Annotated in this window: 12 protein-coding genes; 9 read left to right on the top strand and 3 right to left on the bottom strand. The window is 41.5% G+C overall.

The window, feature by feature from the left end; all coding sequences use genetic code 11:
• Positions 1 to 9 precede the first annotated feature (9 nt).
• The 4 genes from U5J89_RS00865 (at position 10) to U5J89_RS00850 (ending at position 3719) form a co-directional block, all read left to right on the top strand.
• A complete protein-coding gene (locus U5J89_RS00865; RefSeq protein WP_322573714.1) occupies positions 10 to 1494 on the top strand; it encodes a sodium:solute symporter family protein in 1485 nt (494 codons plus the stop codon).
• The gene (locus U5J89_RS00860) at positions 1494 to 1937 is read left to right on the top strand and encodes a GNAT family N-acetyltransferase (protein ID WP_322573713.1); all 444 of its coding nucleotides are present in this window, start codon (positions 1494 to 1496) and stop codon (positions 1935 to 1937) included. The genes U5J89_RS00865 and U5J89_RS00860 overlap by 1 nt, the downstream gene beginning before the upstream one ends.
• 3 nt (positions 1938 to 1940) lie before the next feature.
• A complete protein-coding gene (locus tag U5J89_RS00855) occupies positions 1941 to 3014 on the top strand; it encodes an alanine/ornithine racemase family PLP-dependent enzyme (protein WP_322573712.1) in 1074 nt (357 codons plus the stop codon).
• Positions 3015 to 3122: 108 nt separating this feature from the next.
• A complete protein-coding gene (locus tag U5J89_RS00850) occupies positions 3123 to 3719 on the top strand; it encodes a peptidoglycan DD-metalloendopeptidase family protein (protein ID WP_322573711.1) in 597 nt (198 codons plus the stop codon).
• 126 nt (positions 3720 to 3845) lie between these two features.
• Here the strand turns inward: U5J89_RS00850 and U5J89_RS00845 are convergent, their stop codons facing one another.
• Positions 3846 to 4385: an REP-associated tyrosine transposase gene (locus U5J89_RS00845; RefSeq protein ID WP_322573710.1), complete on the bottom strand. Its 540-nt coding sequence runs from the start codon at positions 4383 to 4385 to the stop codon at positions 3846 to 3848.
• Positions 4386 to 4543: 158 nt separating this feature from the next.
• Between U5J89_RS00845 and U5J89_RS00840 the strand changes: the two genes are divergently transcribed.
• Both U5J89_RS00840 and alr read left to right on the top strand, forming a co-directional pair.
• On the top strand, positions 4544 to 5809 hold the full coding sequence (locus tag U5J89_RS00840) for an amidohydrolase (RefSeq protein ID WP_322573709.1): 1266 nt from the start codon (positions 4544 to 4546) through the stop codon (positions 5807 to 5809).
• Positions 5806 to 6978, top strand: coding sequence for an alanine racemase (gene alr, locus U5J89_RS00835; protein ID WP_322573708.1), 1173 nt, complete (start codon positions 5806 to 5808; stop codon positions 6976 to 6978). Before U5J89_RS00840 ends, alr begins: the two co-directional genes overlap by 4 nt.
• A 726-nt stretch (positions 6979 to 7704) precedes the next feature.
• Here the strand turns inward: alr and U5J89_RS00830 are convergent.
• Complete coding sequence (locus U5J89_RS00830; protein ID WP_322573707.1) at positions 7705 to 9129, bottom strand: GWxTD domain-containing protein; 1425 nt, start codon at positions 9127 to 9129, stop codon at positions 7705 to 7707.
• A gap of 401 nt (positions 9130 to 9530) precedes the next feature.
• Between U5J89_RS00830 and U5J89_RS00825 the strand changes: the two genes are divergently transcribed.
• Positions 9531 to 12590: a SusC/RagA family TonB-linked outer membrane protein gene (locus tag U5J89_RS00825; RefSeq protein ID WP_322573706.1), complete on the top strand. Its 3060-nt coding sequence runs from the start codon at positions 9531 to 9533 to the stop codon at positions 12588 to 12590.
• 11 nt (positions 12591 to 12601) lie between these two features.
• Positions 12602 to 13993 (top strand): RagB/SusD family nutrient uptake outer membrane protein, encoded by a 1392-nt coding sequence (locus U5J89_RS00820; protein ID WP_322573705.1) that lies wholly within the window; start codon positions 12602 to 12604, stop codon positions 13991 to 13993.
• Between the two features lie 1038 nt (positions 13994 to 15031).
• Here the strand turns inward: U5J89_RS00820 and U5J89_RS00815 are convergent.
• Positions 15032 to 16471, bottom strand: a complete 1440-nt coding sequence (locus U5J89_RS00815) for a GWxTD domain-containing protein (protein ID WP_322573704.1) — start codon at positions 16469 to 16471, stop codon at positions 15032 to 15034.
• A 239-nt stretch (positions 16472 to 16710) separates the two neighbouring features.
• Between U5J89_RS00815 and pyk the strand changes: the two genes are divergently transcribed.
• Positions 16711 to 18144, top strand: coding sequence for a pyruvate kinase (gene pyk, locus U5J89_RS00810; RefSeq protein WP_322573703.1), 1434 nt, complete (start codon positions 16711 to 16713; stop codon positions 18142 to 18144).
• Positions 18145 to 18159: the final 15 nt, after the last annotated feature.

Here is an 18159-nt window from a genome sequence, read left to right as displayed (position 1 = left end):
TAACAGGATATGCATTGGATTGACCTGACGATCTTTTTCCTATACATGGTAGGAATGTTGGGGTTTGGCGTCTTTTTCCTTCGGAGAAATGAGGGGGGCGACGATTATTATGTGGGTGGACGCAATATGAATAGTCTACATATTGGCCTTTCGGTTGTTGCAACTGATGTAGGCGGTGGTTTTTCCATTGGTTTGGGCGGCCTGGGTTTTACTATGGGTATGTCTGGATCATGGATGCTCTTTACCGGTCTGTTAGGCGCTTGGCTTGCGGCCGTATTCCTCATCCCTAAAGTAAAAGGAAATCGTGTATTCGACACTGCTTATACGTTCCCCGAAGTTTTTAAGCATTATTTTACTCCTCAGGTAGCTTTGGTGGCGGGCATAATTTCTGCAGTAGGATATGCCGGATTTACCAGTTCACAAATTCTGGCCGGCGCAAAATTAGCCAATGGTACTTTTGCCAACCTTGATCTACAGACAGCACTGATTATTATGGGATCAGTGGCCGTTTTATATACGGTAATGGGCGGACTTAAAGCTGTTATTTACACTGATACTGTGCAGTGGGCGATTCTTATGATTGGACTTATTTTTATAGGAATACCCATTTCGTATACAGCGGTTGGTGGATGGGAAGGCATATCACAGAACGTGGATCCAGCCCTGCTTTCGATGACGAATATTTCTTGGCAGGATGTGGTTTACTGGGCGGTTACCATAATTCCTATCTGGTTTGTGGGAATGACCCTCTATCAGCGCATTTATGCCTGTAATGATGAACAAACAGCTAAAAGAGCATGGTACTTGGCCGGTGTTTTTGAATGGCCTATTATGGCCTTTATGGGCGTTGCACTTGGACTTTTCGCAAAAGTGGGTGCTGAGCAGGGTATGTTTGAATATTTGGGGGCCGCCGATGTATCCGAAACCGACCCCGAAACCGGGTTGCCGATGTTGTTGCGTACCGTACTGCCCGTTGGTCTTATGGGTATTATGATGAGTGCTTATTTTTCGGCTATACTCTCCACTGCAGATAGTTGTTTGATGGCGGCATCCGGTAATGTAGTTTCCGATATTATTGGCTATTTTAGAGATATTGATCATGACAGTGATTCCTTTTTACGGTTTTCGCAGATTACAACACTGGTACTCGGAACATTTGCGCTGCTAATTGCTACAACAATGACGAATGTGCTCGACTTGATGCTTTATTCGTATGCGTTTATGGTGTCGGGTTTATTTGTACCGATTATTGGAGCATTATATTGGAAAAAAAGCAGTAGTACTGGCGCCATTGCAGCCATGATTTTTGGTGGTTCTACAACAGTCTCATTAGAGTTATTAATGGACAAGCTCCCGGCAGGATTGGATGCTAATGTTTTTGGAATTACAGTTTCGGCAATTGTGTTTATTGCCGTGTCACTGGCATTTCCCGATAAAAATACCGAGAATATGACTAGCAAATCAGCAGATAATGTTAATGCTATAAATCAATAATGATTGAATTCGATTTAGTACATTCTGATATTGAGAATCCGACGACATTCAGTAGAGAGGATATTGCCAATTTTCTTTACGAGCATCTGGATGAATATGGAGATGAAAAAAAACATATTTTATCGAGTATTGCCTATGCTTATGGAGATGGAGAAGGGCAGGACGGTTTTATATTAGTTGCTCACGAAAAAGATCAAATTGTGGGGGCTGTTATTATTAATCATACTAATATGGGCGGATTTATCCCTGAGCATATTTTGGTGTATATTGCCGTACATGGTGATTACCGTGGTGAAGGACTTGGCAAGGATTTGATGGAGCGCATTATTGATGCAACAGAAGGAGATATTGCGCTGCATGTGGAACCCGATAATCCCGCCAAATATCTGTATGAGAAATACGGGTTTACGAACAAATATCTTGAAATGCGATTGAGCAAATAGGGAATGGCCTATTTAAAACTATATAGAGACAAGCTTCGCCATAATTATAACTATCTGGATACCCTTTTTAAGGATAATGATATTAAGTGGGGTATTACCACCAAGCTACTCTGCGGGCATGAAGAATATCTGAAGGAGGTAGCCGATTTAGGGATTGGAGAGATGCTGGATTCCCGTATCAGCAACCTCAAAAAGATTAAAGAGATCGATCCCGGTACGCTTACTACCTATATCAAGCCGCCGCCCAAAGATATTATCGATTCGGTGGTAAGGTATGCTGATGTAAGCCTGAATACGGAGCTCTCAACGCTGCATGCTCTGTCAAAAGAAGCGCAGAAACAGGATAAGATCCATAAGGTTATTATTATGATTGAGCTGGGGGATCTGCGCGAAGGAGTGATCCGTGAAAATCTGATCGACTTTTATGAGAAGGTATTTCAGCTGTCAAATATTGAAGTAATCGGCATCGGGGCGAACCTGAACTGCATGCATGGCGTAATGCCGGATGAGGATAAGCTCATTCAATTATCGCTGTATAAGCAGATTATTGAGCTACGCTTTAATAAAGAAATTCCGCTGGTATCGGGAGGCACTACGGTTACTATTCCTCTGCTGCTGCGGAACCAGCTGCCAAGCGGAGTAAATCACTTTCGAGTGGGAGAAGCCCTATTCTTTGGGAAAAATCTATTTACCGATGGCACTATCGAAGGGATGCACAATGATGTGATGGAACTGTATTCTCAAGTTATTGAGATAGCTGAAAAGCCCAAGGTGCCGAGTGGGGAGCTGGGTATGAATCCTCAGGGCGAAGTGGCTGATATTGATGAGGAAGAATATGGCAAGACATCCTATCGGGCTATCCTGGATATTGGGTATCTCGATATTGATCCCGATCATCTTATTAATGACGATGATGATTTTAAGATTGCCGATGCCAGCTCGGATATGCTTATCCTGGATGTGGGTGATAATGAGGCCGGATACGAAGTGGGTGATTTTATCCGTTTCCGCATGAAATATATGGGCGCATTGGGGATTATGAACTCTGACTACATCGATAAAATAGTCGAGGAGTAGTTAGAATATATCCGCTTGTAAATTTCGAAGCTGGATAATAGTTTGGAAAAGGATATTATCCTCTACTAACCAAGGTATATCTCTCCCATCAATACTTACGGAACTGCTATGAGTACATTTTCTGATTATAATTTTGCCAAAGTAATGGATTATCCCGACAACAGGGATGAGCTATTTGTATTTGATTTTACCAGGGGATATGATGCGGATTTGATCCGGTCAAAAGAGTGGGGGATTGGGAAATACAATGAAAAGCGCTCAAATATGTATATGGAATCGATGTTTGATAATGAGCGTAATATTCACATGGGAATTGATATTTGGACCCGATCGGGAGCACCGGTTTTTTCATTTTGGGAGGGGAAAGTTTGTTATATACAGAATAACGATCAGCCCGGGGATTACGGACCTACAATTGTAATTAAATACGAGCTGAATGATTCCTCTCTTTACGCTCTCTATGGACATTTGTCTAAAGAATCTCTCACGATGGTTTCGATTGGAGAAGAAATAAAAAAAGGACAAAAAATAGCCACACTTGGCAGTCAACAAGTAAACGGAGGGTGGGCGCCTCATCTTCATTTTCAACTTTCTGTTGAAGATCCCCAAGAAGCTGATATGCCGGGCGTTGTAGCCCCCGAAAACAGGGAAGAGACTTTGCAAAAATATCCGGATCCCCGAATAGTGCTGGGTGACTTATACTGAAATTGTAGTTTAATACCGAACACTATCGTTGCTCGAGAGTGCAACTCTCTCGCAACTGGGGGACTCTTAGTTTCAAACTCAGTTCTGAGGGAGTTGTACTCCCGAAGAACGATAGAAATAAAAGTATCAGAATATCTTATCCACCTGTAAAGGTACATCATCATAACCGGCATAATTGGCAGCACTGGAATATCGCCAGTGTGTCGGCTCATTTACATATCCCTTATGGACAGGATTATGATGTATATAATTTAACTTTTGCTTAAAAAAGTGTTCTGTTTCTAAACTAATAGGATGATAACCAGATTGCCAGACTTTATATTCTTGATCTTTATTAGATTTATTAGCGGTTTTCTTAAAAATTCGTAAAGCATTACTTTTTCCATGCGTTTTTAGCAAAGAACTTATTTCAGAGGAAGTATGACGTTTTAAATCTCTGAAGATATTTGGAATAGATTCAGGTTTACCAGCGGAAATAATTAAGTGCATGTGATTAAGCATTATTACATATGCGTGAATAGATAAATCTTTATTTCGTTGGCAGAATATCAGGCTGTTAATAATCAGAGAAAAATATTCAATTCTTGTAAAAACAGGATACCATTTTGTGATAGAGGTTGTACAAAAGTAATATTGGGTATCAGGATGAATTTTCCACGAACTCATGTTGGCTTTTTTTAAGTAAGACCATTCAATTTAGCCGATCCTTACAAATAAATTTTAATAGTAACTGCTATTGCTCGAGAGTACAACTCTCTCGCAACTTGTGAGGGAGTTTACTCCATACTTAACTTCTGTCCTCAGTTCCCTCAGTTCTGAGGGAGTTGTACTCCCGAAGAACCGAAGGGATAAAAGAAGCATTGGAAATTCTGCTTGAAAATCCACTAATTGTGCTTTGCACAAATTGTGATTTAGGAACATTCGGCATGCCTCTCAATTTCGATATAGAACCACTTTTACTTGAATTAAAAAAGTTACGTTATCAGCTGCATGCTGCGGCTGAGATATCGGGAGAGGAGCACCAAACAGCAGAAATCATCACAGATTTTTTGTTAGCTACCAATCCCGATGAGTTGCAGACCAATATTGGTGGTCATGGAATAACAGCAACTTATGATTCCAAAGAGGCCGGTCCACATCTGCTGATTCGCTGTGAACTTGATGGATTGCCAATATCGGATCAGATAAAAGCCGTTTACCAATCTAAAACAGAGGGCATCGGTCATAAATGTGGTCACGACGGACACATGGCGATTGTTGGTGGTATGGCAAAATTACTTGGAAATAAGCGACCGAAAGCTGGAAAGGTGACACTGTTATTTCAGCCTGCCGAGGAGACCGGGGAAGGGGCACAGAGGGTGATTAAAGACTCGAAATTTAAGGATTTAGCCCCTGATTACTATTTTGCACTTCACAACTTACCGGGTTTTCCAAAGCACCAGGTTGTTGCTAAAAATGATACTTTTGCTGCCGCCTCGGTAGGATTGATTATTCGTTTTGACGGAGCAACAGCTCATGCAGCTCATCCCGAAGAGGGAAATAGCCCTGCGTTGGCAGTAGCACAAACGATACAGTCATTTTCGGCAGTACCACAGTTTCAGGTACCGTTGGAACAATCAGCAAAAGTAACCGTTATTCATGCTGTGCTGGGAGAACGTGCTTTTGGAACGTCACCGGGTCAGGGTACGGTAATGGCGACGCTGAGAACCTACGACGATGATTTGTTAGCAAAGCTAAAAGATCATTGTATCCAAATAGCAAAAGGGCATGCCGATACTTATAATCTTGGTCTTGATATTGAGTGGGTTGAGGAATTTCCTGCCACGGTGAATAATGATAAGGCAGTGCAAATTATTGAATCTGCTGCCGGGCAGGTCGGATCTGAAATTCATCATAAAAAAGAGCCGTTTAGCTGGTCGGAAGATTTTGGTCATTTTACTAAGGATCATAAGGGGGCAATGTTTGGATTAGGGGCAGGGGAGAATCATCCGGCGTTGCATGCTCAGACTTATGACTTTCCCGATGAAATTATAGTTACCGGCATTTCAATGTTCATGCAAATTATAAACGAAGCGATTGACAGATCATGAATAACGAGTTATATCCCTCATGGATTGAGTTAAGCAAGCAGGCTTTTGAGAAAAATATCGCCTTTTTAAAGGACTACATTGGTGAAGATGTAGTATTTAGCTCAGTTATAAAGGGAAATGCTTATGGACACGGTATTAGTCACTTTGTTCCAATGGCGGAGAAATGCGGTGTTCGTCACTTTTCTGTTTTCAGCTCAGATGAAGCACGTCAGGCTGCTCGCGCAAGTGCGGAGGAAGATACTCATATTATGATTATGGGGATGATTAATAACAGAGCACTGGGATGGGCCATTGAGCGCGACATCTCATTTTTTATTTTTGAATTGGATCGTCTGAAAAATGCCGTTAAGGAAGCAGATCGGATTGGAAAGCCGGCGCGGATCCATCTCCACCTTGAAACGGGCATGAATCGCCTGGGATTGGAGCGTGAACATTTTGAAGAGGCCGTTAGCATCATTAAAAACAATGGGAGACACCTGCAGATGGATGGATTATGTACCCATTTTGCCGGGGCCGAAAGTGTTGGAAATTTTGTGCGGATTAAAGAGCAGATCGAAAATTTTAAAGAATACCGTTCATGGTTTGAAGATCAGGGAATTGAAGCCAAACAACGCCACACCGCCTGTTCGGCCTCGGCACTAAATTATCCGGAAACAATTATGGATATGGTGCGCTTTGGAATTGCACAGTACGGCTTTTGGCCGAATCGGGAAACGTATATGAACTTCGTGAAGAAATATCCGGAAATTAATAAAGAGCATAAAGATCCACTCGAGCGCGTATTGAGTTGGAAAAGTCATGTTTTGAGCACGAAACAAGTTCCCGCCGGTGAATTTGTGGGATACGGAAATGTTTATCTTACCGGCCGAGATGAAACCATTGCTACTGTTCCCATAGGATATTCCCATGGGTTTGCTCGTAATTTGACGAACGTGGGAATTGTACTGGTGAATGGGAAACGAGCACCGGTGGCGGGATTGGTTAATATGAATTTGTTAACAGTGGATGTTACAGATATTCCTGATGTTAAAAAGGGGGATGAGGTCGTCATTATTGGTCATCAGGGAGAGCAGGAAATAACGGTTTCTTCTTTTAGTGAAATGCGAAATAATATGAATTATGAAGTGTTGGTACAGATACCGTCCCGTATTCCCCGAAGTACTGTGTAAGGATTATCAGCTGATAAAGTTACTAAGAGACTGAGTTATAAAATATCTTTTAGTTCCCATAGTTCCGAGGGAGTTGAATTAGTTCCGAGGGAGTTGCACTCCCGAAGGATCTTAGTTGTTCGAGAGTGCAACTCTCTCACAACTATATGTTAAAATCCTGATTAATGAGTATGAAATGGCGCAAGTTTATAACTTGTGCCATAATTGAGGCATAATATTGTACCTGTTCCAAGTTACAACCTTGAACCAGGGTGGAATTGTTCGCAAGCATTAATAAGGATAGTACTTTAGATGCTTCTTAAAAAACAACGGTGATGTCATTCTGAGGGAAGCGAAGCGGACTCGAAGGATCTCCTTGAAATAGGTTATAGGCTCTTAAGGAATAAGTTCTTCAGATGCTACGCGAATTGCAATTGGGAGATTCCTCGGCTACGCCTGCCCTTCGAAGCTTTCCTAATCCTTGGAGCTTTGAGGCAGCAGATAGCGGAGTAGGGCTCGGGATGACATTGCTTTTATTTCACTTTTGTTCCGAGGGAGTTGCACTCCCGAAGGAAAAGGTGCTTTATAATTAGTTGTTGTTCGAGAGTAGAATTCTCTCACAACTAATGCGCAACTCTTACACAACTATGTTGATTTTTCACAACGATGGATAGTTTCTGTTACCTGTTACTTTGTAACTTCGAAACTTATTTGCTTCGTCACTCAGTAACCTAATCACTTCAAAACCTAAATTCGTCGCTGTAAGATGCTTCCACTCAGCCAAAGATCACGCTGAATATACCTCCTGCTATGATAATAACTCTGCCGCTGTAATAGATAGTGGTCGAAAGGAAAGAACTTGTTATTTAATTGTGGTTGTACAAATCGAAAGCGGTATTCAGGATCTTCAAGATTATAGGAGTAGTACCAGGTGAGTGCTCTGAGCCGATCTCTGGTATAAAAAGGATTACCGAACATAACATATATCATGCCTCGGTCGGTTTTCCATCCCTCCTTAAAATTCGAATACATTTTGTTGGCCTGCTCAACCCGGGTATAATACAACTCAATTACGCGCCGTGTTTTTTGTTTATTACCAATGTTTTTTAACCAAAAGCGATCAATAACTCGTTTTAAGGAGTCTTTGTCAGAGATTTCCATTAAAGATTCGTATTGCTTAGAATCCATCAAATAGACCAGCGGACGGGCTAACTCATTGAGGTTTTGGACGGCAGGAAAGTTCGGGCTTTTTACACCGAAAGCTCGTCCGTTAAACTGATCTTCTTCATCCCCCTCCTTCTTTGTTGTGACTTCAAAGCGATAGTTCCCCCGATTTTGATTAGCAAATTTATACTCAACAAATACGCTGCTATAATCAGAAAGAACACGCCGTGTGGATTGAATTACCGTTTCGCGATCATAATCAATCCCCTTGTACTCAATGGATGATGGGCTGTAATTGTTGCGGGTCATTGATCGGGGAAGACCGGTGTCTGATCTGAATTCTACAAGGCGACTATCAATCGTCATCGGGCGTTCTGTTTGAGGACTAATTACCTGAAAGATAAATCGCAGTGAATCTACGCTGCTCTGTACGTCATAGCCGGTAATGGGAGCCCAATCCGTATCATCCTCTTTGCCATACATTTGTATAGTACTGATGGTAAACTCCCCCTCATCCGTTTCGGGAATAAAGGTTTCAGTGGTTTGGGTAAGCTTACGTTTGGAATTTAAATCTGTAACTGTGACTGATATCTGGTAATTGCTGGGAGATACCTGTTGCGAATAGTTAATCGTTATGGTTTCTCGGCTGCTCGTAATCTGCTCATTACTGCTGGAAACTGTTTTTGTAATGCGCTCGCTTTCAATGATATTTTCGCCATTATCCAAATCAACAATTTGAATATCTATTGCAATATTCGCTGAAAGGGAGTCATTTTGTTGGCTGTAAACCAGGCTTCCCTTAATAACTTCTGCAGTAATTTCTAATGTAGGTCCTTGTTCTTGATCAATAAAACCGAAAGCATTAATGCGTAATTCGGGATGTCCTACTTTATACGTATAATCCGACCCCTGTTGTGTAACATCAATTTTGCTGGAACTGCAGCTGAACAGAAATATTGATCCGGCGAATGTTAAGAAAAGTAAAAAAATTCGCAATGGTTTAATCATAATTGTATGATTGCGGATGAGTAAACTTAACTTTTTAAATATTTTTTCAATTTCATTAATTCAACTTAATAACAGCGGTAAGAAACACAAAATTTTTAGTTGATAAGTATCCGGGGAATTATTAACGTTGTTAGTGACTGGTTTTAGTAAATTACATTTCTTTGATACAGTACAAATTTACAGAAAATATATTAAACGTTTGGTATTTAAGGCTATTAGTTTTCAAAAGGTTGCTCTTTTATTCAAATTTTGAACAAGAAATTAAGATGTGTTGGTACACCAACATATCTTAACACCAATAAACTCCTTCCGATGTTGCTCTTTCTACAATGGCTATTACATAAAAGTTATTGTATCGGCGGCATTTGAGGGCTAATTATCTAATCAAAAACTATCTAATTATGAAGTTGAAGGTACTATCTCTATTAGTATGTGCTTTCGGTTTTCTGTTTGTCTCTTCGGCAGTTGCACAAGACGTTACCGTTTCTGGTACGGTTGTGGATGCTGCTGATGGCGAACCGCTTCCGGGAGTTACAGTTATGCTACAAGGTACAAACCGGGGAACCGCAACGGCTCCCGACGGTACGTACGAAATTAATGCTCCGTCCGATGGAGTGTTAAGATTCTCCTTTGTTGGTTACGTCCAGCAGGAGATCCCCATTAATGGGCGAACAACTATTGATGTTGAAATGAAAACCGATGTTGCCGAGTTGGGCGATATTGTTGTGACCGGTTATGGTCAGTATTCAAAACGAAACTTTACTGGATCGGTAGGGCAGGTAAGTTCTGACGATATTGAAGCTTCGCCTGTTACCTCTATTGACCAGGCACTTGAAGGTAATACTACCGGTATAAATATTTCTGCCTCAACCGGTACACCGGGTGCGGTACAGGACGTTAGTATTCGTGGAATTAGCTCCATTAATGCCGGTACTTCTCCGCTATATGTAATTGATGGTGTGCCCGTAGTAAGTGGTCAAAACACGACTTTTGATGATCCTGCTACCAGTTCGTTAGGTGTACTCTCGAGCTTGAGTCCTTCTGATATTGAATCTATCACGGTTCTGAAGGATGCCGCCTCTACTGCTCCCTATGGTGCGCGTGGTTCTAACGGTGTAATCGTTATTCAAACGAAAAGTGGCTCGGCATCGGATGTAACCTATTCGGTAAATGTACAGCGCGGTTTCAGTAATCGTGCGGTAGATGGACCCGGTGCAATGGGTGTTGAAGAATGGGATAGACTTTTTGTCGATTCTTACAATAACTTTGTCGGCGGTCAGGCCCTTAGCTATGGCGATGGAAGCTCAGGTTGGAATGGCGAAGGAAATGGTACCGACTGGGGCAATGTGGTAACCAATGAGAATGCTATTCACCAGGAGTACAGTCTTTCTGCACGAGGTGGAAACGAGCAAACAACTTTTTATGCCTCGGGTAATTTCTTTGATCAAGAAGGTGCACAAATTGGTACAAGTCTTGAACGGTATTCAGGGAAATTGAATATCTCTCACAAGCTCGATGATCGTGTAACACTCGACAACAACTTTACGGGGTCATTTGTAGAACAGGATGGTATCCTCGAGGGCGCCGGTTATTTCGGTAGTCCGGTTTTAGCTGAGTTCTTCATGCCACCCACAGGTCCTGCTTTTAACGAGGATGGAACTCCTAATATAGGAGCTATTGGTGCGAATATCTTTCAGCCAAATGGAACCAATATTTTTAATCCTGTTTATGTACAGAATAATGATATTGATCGTAAGCGTAATACGCGGATATTAAATAACACCAATCTGAATATTCAGATCATGGAGAATCTGTCATTCAATACAAACTTTGCCTTGGACTATATTATGACCGAGGAAAAGTATTATGACAATCCATTTTATGGTGATGCTCAAGACGTTCGCGGCTTGGTTAATGATATCGACAACCGGAACTTCAACTACGTTTGGAGAAATACGTTGAATTATGTATTCCAACCTATTGAAGATCACACCTTTGATGTGCGTGTAATTGCTGAGAGCCAGAAAAATCAAGCTCGTTATTTTGACGCTTGGGGTCAAGGTATTGCCGCAGACGGTCTCACTAACTTGAGTACTACTGCAACACCGCAAGGTGCATTGGGTACTACAAGAGATTGGTCGGTACAGTCATTTACTGGATTAGTAAACTATAGCTTTAATGACAAAGTACTAGCTGATGTCAGTATTCGACAGGAAGGGAACTCCCGTTTTTCTGAGGAGAAACGATGGGGTACTTTCTGGTCTGTTGGTTTAGGATATATCCTTACCGAGGAGCAATTCCTGCAGGATATTAACTGGTTAGACTTCCTGAAGTTTCGTACTTCGTACGGACTGACGGGTAATGCTTCTATTGATTTGAACAGCTATCAAACACTGGTAGGTTTTGGTAGCTATAACGATCAGCCAAATATTCAGCCTACTCAGCTTGGTAATCCTGATTTGACTTGGGAAAAAGCCAATTCACTGGATATTGCACTTGAGTTTGAGGTATTTGAACGCATAAGCGGTTCTGCGACCTTCTTCCGCAAGGATAGTCGTGATCTGCTGTTTGACGTTCCACTTTCCCGAACTACAGGTCATAACTCACAGGTTCAAAACTCTGGCGAACTTTACAATCAAGGTTTTGAATTTGAGCTGAATGCTGAGGTTATCAATACTGACAACTTTGGCTGGAACCTGGGTGGTAACTTTACCATCGTTAATAACGAGATTACCTCGTTGCCAACGGATGTAAATGGTGATCCACTTGAAATTACTACCAGTACACGATATCGTGCCGTCGAAGGCTACGAAGTGGATGCTTGGTACATGAAAGAATGGGCCGGTGTTGACCCCGATAACGGGGATCCGTTGTGGTACATGGACGACGGTAACGGCGGTCGTACAACGACAAACAATTATAACGCTGCTGATGAGTATTACCAGGGCGGAAATGCACAAGCCACCGAATTCGGTTCCATCAATACACGTATTGATGCATACGGATTTTATGCACAGGCTAGCATGTCGTTTGCCTTTGGGCACAAATTGTTTGATAACTGGGCGTATTATATGAGATCTGATGGTTTCGGTGCATTTAATGCTGTTTTCGGTCAGTATGCAGGACAATCCGATTACTGGACTCCTGACAATACGGATGCAGAAAATCCACGACCGGTATTGCTTAGAACCGATAATTCCAACGCAACTTCTTCTCGTTTCTTGTACGACGGAGATCACCTGCGTCTGAAATCATTGAATGTGGGATACAACATTCCTCCGCGACTGTTGGAGAACGTTGGTCTTACCTCGGCTACGGTCTATGTAAATGGTCGTAACCTCTGGACACACATGTTTGATGAAGATCTGGAGTACGATCCTGAGCAGAAAGCCAGTGGTTTTACATCGCTGTCAGCCCAGCCGATGAAGACATTCACCTTTGGAGTTAAAGCTAATTTCTAAACGTATTGATAATGAAGAATTACATTAAATATTTAGTTGTACTGCTATTTATAGCAGGATTCAGCAGTGGTTGTGAGGATTTCCTGACACCGGCTGTTGATCAGAATAAACCTACGGACAGTGCAGTACAGACTGTAGAAGACTTGGAATCCGTAGTGAACGGTTCCTATGATGATCTAAATCGTGTAGAACTGTATGGAAGGGACTTTTATGTCTCTGCAGAAGCCATGTCAGATAATGCATGGGCAAACAATAATTCTGGTCGTTTTATTGCACAAGATCAGTTTAACTTTACGGTTAACAGTGGTTATGCATTGGGCGTCTGGGATGTGTTCTATGAAACTATTGCAGGAGCTAATCTTGCAATAGGGGCGGACTTAGAATCGTCTACTGAAGTAGATCATCTCAAAGGTCAAGCCTATGCCATTCGTGCATTGTCTCACATGAATCTGTTGCTTGCCTTTGGTCAGCAATATGTTGCAGGTGGAGATCCCAGTAATGGAGTACCAATCAAAACGGAATACCTGACGGCCGATGAAGCAGAAGGTGATGATTTTATTCCATCACGTGATGCTGTTGCTGATGTTTGGGCCGCTGTTGAGTCAGATCTCAACACAGCAGTTTCTATGTTGGATGAATCATCTGATGTTGCAACTGAAATGGATTATTGGGCAGCACGTGCGCTGCAAACCCGTTATTACTTATATACGGGACAAAATGACGCGGTTATTCCAATTGCTGAGGATATCATCAATAACAGCGGTTATTCTATTACAGCAGCGGATGCTTTAGTAGAAACTTGGGAAACAGGTTCAGGCCCGAACTCACTCTTTGAGTTGGCTTTTACGTCAACCGATCGTTTGGGAACGGATAATATTGCTCGAATTTATCGTCCCACGAACTACGGTGATGTTCAAGTATCGAGTGATCTATACAATGCTCACCAAGCAGATGATGTTCGTTTGAACTTATATAACGCTGCAGGTGATCGTATGATGAGCAAATATTCAGATGTGCTTGGCACAGATAACGTACGCGTTATTCGTTATGCCGAAGTTGTTCTCAATTATGCAGAAGCTATCGCCGCTGGTGGTACTGGTGCTCAGGAGACAGCACTAGAAGCACTTAATCGGGTAGCTGACAATCGATATGATAACGGGTCACCATATACTGCTCCGGTTTCAGTAGATGATGTGCTTCTTGAGCGTCGTCTGGAGCTGGCTATGGAAGGGCACCGTCTGTATGATCTGCTGAGAACAGGAAGAGATATAGAAGTTGGCGATGCAAATTCAGCACGTACGCAGTTGATACCTGCTGATGACTATCGTGTTGCACTTCCGATTCCGGATGCTGAGATAAGAGCCAACTCAAATATTGAGCAGAACGAGGGATACAATAACTAATTTTCCTTCCGTTCATTAAACTTTTAAAAGCCGCCCTGTAAAAAGGGCGGCTTTTTTATTTGGGTGCTATGTTAGGTCGAATACTGTTTTGCGATTGGATGTATAATAAATTAGTTCCAATGGGGATGCACTATCGGGGAAAGAAGTTATAGATGAGGGGATATCTCTGGCCTAACGGTAGAGCAATCTTAAAGAGCGTTATTCAAAAAGAAGAAACTGACATTATGAGCCACAGAAGAGAACGTGGCAATTCCTTCAATCAAAGAAGCCCTGCCATGGTGAGCGACCATCCCCGAATGGAGTAAGTGCTTTTTAATATCGTTTGGGGATCGCCGCGGTCGCATAAATCACTCCCTCGCGATGACAGATTTGGAAGGGTGTGCCTTGACTTTGTTGATGGAGTGAATAAAATGATTGGAGTGTTAAAACTTTCAATGATTCCAATCCTTTGCTGGTTTGTTTAGCCTAATCAGCTGATAGTAATTTATTACCGCTTATCTCAAAATAATACTTTTTATCACACGGGCATTGATTTTAAACCTATTTTTGAAAAGATTGGCAGCAGCTTTGGGATCAGGGATACTCCCAAAACAATCTTACATTTAAAACCAGGGCTCCAGAAATAAATAATTACCCCACCTTTGTGGGGCTCTAACACAAGTTTACATATAAAAACCAGGGCAACTCATGTTGTCTGTTTGATGTAATCAGGCAGGCATTACGGTTTATGTATATCAATACATGGATCCGTTTAACTATAATGAAAAGTAAACGAGGTAGCCTATGTTAAAAAAGTTACTTTTAATAATAATAGCTTGTTTTGTTTGGAACTGTAGGCTTCACTGAAAGTTGACCGTTTAAAAGTAGATATAATTGACTACTGAGCCCGTCCCGTCTATAAGGGGAAAGCTCAATTATCTATTTAGCTTCAAGGGAGTTGTACTCCCTATAACTAAGGTACTACGAGAGTGCAAATCGCTCGTAACTAAAGAGTATAGCTCTTGTGGAATTATCTTTATGAGCTGATACAAAAATTTTCTATAAACTTCGTTGCATAATTGATCCGGACAGCCACAATTCAACTTGCTGGTATTGCAGTGTAAAGTACGATTGTGATCGTCTTAAGATATAATGATTGAATGGAAAATATTCGCTTTTATGCCTGGGCTCAAAGAAATAAAAGTTTCTTTCCGGATCAGAGCGGTTATATGAGTAAGACCAATACATTTCGTCTAATCGCTCATCAACATACCAGGGTGGACCTAAAAGAATATACATCATGCCCGGATCAGTTTTCCAACCCTCTTTAAAATTTGAAAACTGCTTGTTGGCTTCTTCTACCCGATTGTAAAATTTCTTAAGAACACTTTTGGTGCGACTTTTACTACCAATATTTTTAAGCCAAAATCGATCAACAGCAGCTTTTAGTGAGTCAGGATCATTAATAGCTATTAATTCCTCATACTCTTTCTCGCGCATTAAATAAACTAAGGGTTTAGCCAATTCTCGCGCCGATTTTATAGAGGGATAGTTTTTACTTTTGACTGCGAAATCACGGGCTTTATATGCTTCATCAGATTCCTCAGAAGAAATATTGGTCTGCACTTCGAATCGATAGTTACCGCGCCGTTGATTCCCAAAAGTAAATTCGATAAGTACATTTCCCCGCTCTATTAATTTACGCTGGGTAGATTGGATAACTTCTTCTTGGTTATAATCAATGCCCTTGTACTGTATGCTCGAAGGGCTGTAATCATTAAAGTGCATGGGTCGGGCGTACGAGGTATCCGATTCGAAGCGAAGCAGTTGTGAGTCTATTACCAGCGGTTTGCTGGAGTTATTATTAGTAACCTGGAATACAAATTTCAGTGAATCCACGCGGCCGGGCACATCATAAGTGGTAATGGGCGACCAAGACGGATTTTCTGAACTCATATTTTTTCCTTCCATCCGAATATTTGTGAGATTAGATATATTACTTTCGGGATTAGGAAGGTAGGTTTCAGCAGAGTGTGTGATTTTTTTATCCGAACTTTGATCAGTAAGAGTAAAATTAATGGTGTATCGTCCCGGCTCTACGTCAAGTGCCTCCTGAAAGGTATGAATCTGCTGGCTGTATACGATATTGGGATCTTCTTTTTCGATATCAATTTCATACTGTTTTGATCCGATAATATTATCAGGATTGGTTTGGTTAATAATTTGAACATCAATAGTAAGGTTAGCTATGTATTTGTCACCCTCTTTATTATAGATGAGGCTTCCCAAAACAATATCAGCTGCAATATCAATTTTAGGTTCTCCCTGATCGTCAATTAACCCGATGGCAGAAAAACGAACTTCGGGATATCCATCCCTGAAATTATAGTCTGATCCTCGCTCAATGTCGGGATTTATGGATTTGGCACATCCCATTAATCCTATACCAAGAATCAAAAGATATTTAAGGAACCACGTTTTTTGTATATATGAGTTCATAAAAAGATACAGTTAAAGGATATTGGAGAGACGTAATACAGTATCCGAATTTTAATATACCAATTGCTTAAAACTTTTAAAGTATTAGTTCTGTTTTTATAAAGAGTTGCCTATATCCGATAACGTTTATAGTTATAATTTCATACATTGAAATGTTTTTATACTAAACTATTATTTACGGCAAAACATTTCTCAGCGTATTTAGAAATATAAATTTTACAGTAAAAGAACATATTTAAATGAGTATTAGCGAACGACGAACAAAAATTGTTTGCACCCTTGGTCCCAGTAGTAACACAGAGGAAAAAATCGATAAGCTGGTGAGAAATGGGATGAATATTGCCCGGATTAACTTTTCTCACGGTACGCACGAAGAAAATGGCAAGGTCATCCAGAATGTAAGAAAAGTAGCTGATCGATATGGAGTGAGTCTCCCTGTTTTGGCGGACCTGCAGGGCCCAAAAATCCGGATTGGTACGATGAAAGATGGGGGACAGGAGGTAGAGTCCGGAGATTATGTTACGTTAACAACAGAAGAGATCGAGGGTACTTCAGAAACAATTCCTGTTGATTATGAGGGATTGATTAATGATGCTACAGAAGGAAATAGGCTGTTGATTGATGATGGATTACTTGAGCTCAAGGTGATCAAAAAAGATGAGTCATCATTAGTGGCACAGGTGGTCGTCGGCGGGTTGTTGAAATCTCGTAAAGGACTCAACTTGCCGGATGTAAATCTGTCGATGTCGTCGCTTACCGAAAAGGATATCGAAGATCTTGAATATGCAGTTTCACAAGATGTGGACTATGTGGCTATGTCGTTTGTTCGTTCTGCTGATGATATTCAGGAGGTTATTTCGAGGGTACGGGCTCAAGGCTCCAATGCCGGTATTGTTGCAAAGATCGAGAAGCCCGAAGCGGTAACGGTTATTGATGATATCATTGAGGAGTCCAGCGGTATTATGGTTGCCCGGGGTGATCTTGGTATAGAAATTGCCAGTGAGAGAGTTCCCATGGTGCAAAAAAATATTATTGATAAATGTCGCCAGGCGGGCAAGCCGGTTATTACGGCAACTCAAATGCTTGACTCAATGATTGAAAATCCCCGCCCAACTCGTGCTGAAAGCTCAGATGTAGCTAATGCCGTGCTCGATGGGACCGATGCGGTAATGCTTTCGGGCGAAACGGCTGCGGGAGATTATCCGGTGGAATCGGTTAAAACCATGGATAAAATTTGTGGTCTGGTTGAAAAAAATGCCGATCATATCTACAACAGTCTGGAGTATCGGAAACCTGAGTGGAAAGAGAAACAGGTGATTGAATCGCTGGCGTATTCTTGTGTGATGTTAGCCGAAAATGTGGATGCGAAGGTCATCAGTACGATTACCCATTCTGGCAGTACCGCCCGACGTATCGCTAAGTTCCGCCCGCGAGTACCTATTGTTGCATTTACTGAGAGTGATGAAGTACGTAAGCAGCTGGGAATGGTTTGGGGTGTACAACCCATAAAAATTGATGAAATATTTGATACCGACAAAAGTGTAAAATTGATGGAGGAACACCTTAAAAATCATGGATTGGTAAATAAAGGTGACCGTGCGATTATTGCTACGGGTATGCCAATCGCCAAAAAAGGACGTACGAATATGATTAAGGTGAGTACGATCGAATAATTAAAAATAAGTGAT

Source organism: Fodinibius sp. (genome assembly GCF_034521915.1).
Taxonomy (GTDB): Bacteria; Bacteroidota; Rhodothermia; order Balneolales; family Balneolaceae; genus Fodinibius.
This window is presented reverse-complemented; position numbering and strand designations above follow the sequence as displayed.